We start from the raw sequence: 1,469 nt of genomic DNA on the forward strand, positions 1-1,469 counted from the left end.
ATATCCCTCCTACCCAAATCCACGCCCATTGCCTTGACGGCGTGCTCCAGTTCCGGTACCTCAGACTCCACGCAAATTTGAATGGAGTAGGAATCGTCTTGGCGTTTGACCAACGTGGCTGCCTTGGGATGAGAACCCGCCAGCCTGCCGCGCTGGTAGGAGCCAACATCCAGCTCAAAGCGTTCGCGTCCGGCCCCCCATCCCCCCGCAGGCGGGGGGACAAGAGGGGGGCTTGTGGTCAGCGACACCGTCCAGTCCCTCTCACGGAAAAAGAAAATGCGAGCGTCATACGTGACAAAGCCGCCCTTAAACGCTTTAACTGAACGGTTTTTCTGTTGGGCACTCTTACGTGCAGCGGCTAGCCTCCTGCCTACCTGCTGTGCCACTCGCGCTAGCGGGACGGAGTCCTTATTGCTGGAGAACCCAAATCGGGTACGAATTTCGCGGTAGCAGAGCGATTGAAGCTTGACTGCGTTGACCACCTTCTCTGGTGTGTTTTGGTTGACCCAGTTTAGTGCTTGTGCAAAGGCACCCAGAGTCGCATCCAGCTTGGCGGCTTGCGACGCAGATACCTTGAGCTTGCAGGAGACAGTTAAAACTTGGGTCATGTTGCAACTATACGTCCTCTGCATTCCTCCTGGCCCTGACCGGCCCCCCTCCCCCCGTATACGGGGGTACAGGGCGGGGCTCCTGCGGTTTCTAGCTGAAATCTCAGGGGCAGAGGGGATTGGCTGCTGCGGCTGCTCTCCGGGATCTTTGGGGCTAGAGTAGAGATAGTGCTGTGGAATCGGGCAACTGATGCTCTCTCTGGAGCCCAAGGGCCTGGCAGACGGCCCGATTAACTTGGCGGAGTACATCGACCACACTCTGCTGCTGCCGATGGTGACCCCAGAGGAGATCGACCAGGGGTGTGAAATCGCTCTGCGCTATGGCTTCCCCACTTTTTGCGTGCCTCCCTGCTACGTGCCACGGGCGGTGGAGCGGTTACACGGAGCTCGGGTACGGGTGAGCACCGTGGTGGGGTTTCCCCTGGGCACCAACACGGCGGAGGTCAAGCTCTACGAGGCCCAGTTGGCGGCGGAGCAGGGGTGCCAGGAGCTGGATGTCCGCATCAATTTGGCCTGGCTCAAGGCGCGGGAGCTGGATCGCCTCCACGCCGAGATTGCCCAAATTGTGGAGGAGACGGGGGTGTGCGTCAAGGCCATTTTGGAGACAGCCCAGCTCACTGACGAGGAGAAAAGGCTGGCCGCTGAGATCTGCATGGACGCGGGAGTCGCTTTCTTGATGACCTCTACCGGCTGGATGGGAGGGGCGACACTGGCCGATGTGCAACTGCTGTGGCAGCTTAGCCGCGGCAGGGTGGGAGTCAAAGCTTCGGGCGGCATCCGCACAGTGGCGCAGGCGGAGGCGATGATCGCCGCGGGGGCAAGCCGCATCGGCACCTCCTGGGGGCTGGAGCTGATGCGAGA

1 protein-coding gene and 1 pseudogene are annotated in these 1,469 nt (G+C 60.8%); one reads left to right on the forward strand and one right to left on the reverse strand.

Features of this window, described 5'->3' with window-relative positions; all coding sequences use genetic code 11:
- Window positions 1-608, reverse strand: a pseudogene (locus tag NW835_RS07905) (RNA-guided endonuclease TnpB family protein); the annotation flags it as partial.
- A gap of 190 nt (window positions 609-798) precedes the next feature.
- Between NW835_RS07905 and deoC the strand changes: the two are divergent.
- The coding region (gene deoC / locus NW835_RS07910) for a deoxyribose-phosphate aldolase (RefSeq protein WP_414414986.1) at window positions 799-1,469 on the forward strand (671 nt) is incomplete at its 3' end.

Origin of the sequence: Synechococcus sp. OH2 (genome assembly GCF_047462155.1) — a bacterium.
GTDB lineage: Bacteria > Cyanobacteriota > Cyanobacteriia > Thermostichales > Thermostichaceae > Thermostichus.